The organism is Faecalibacterium sp. DFI.5.82, assembly GCF_029076575.1.
Lineage (GTDB): Bacteria > Bacillota > Clostridia > Oscillospirales > Ruminococcaceae > Faecalibacterium > Faecalibacterium duncaniae.
This window is the reverse complement of sequence record NZ_JARFIS010000106.1, coordinates 1-409: the sequence shown is the minus strand read 5'-3', so window position 1 is coordinate 409 and position 409 is coordinate 1. Positions and strand designations below refer to the sequence as shown.

The following is a 409-nucleotide window of genomic DNA, read 5'->3' as shown; positions in this document are numbered from 1 at the left end:
CGGGTGATGACGCGGTTGAGGATGTTCACATCGATGTTGCCGCCGGAGATCAGGCAGACCACCTTTTTGTCCTCGATGGGCAGCTTGTGGAACAGCGCCGCTGCCACAGGCACCGCACCGGCCCCCTCGGCCACCAGCTTCTGGTTCTCCATCAGGGAGAGGATGGCGGCGGAAGTCTCGTCCTCGCTGACGGTCACGATGTCGTCCACATATTCCTCGCAGAGCTGATAGGTCAGCTCGCCGGGGGTCTTGACCTGAATGCCGTCCGCAAAGGTGGCCACATTTTTCAGGGTCTGATACTTGTTCTCATGCAGGCTGCGGTACATGCTGGGGGCACCCTCGGCCTGCACACCATAGACCTTGACCTCGGGGCGCAGGCTCTTGATGGCAAAGGCCACGCCGGAGATCA

At 61.1% G+C, this 409-nt stretch carries 1 protein-coding gene; it reads right to left on the bottom strand.

All coding sequences use genetic code 11. The features are described from left to right. The coding region (locus P0G09_RS15790; protein ID WP_275253129.1) for a pyridoxal-phosphate dependent enzyme at positions 1–409 on the bottom strand (409 nt) is incomplete at both ends.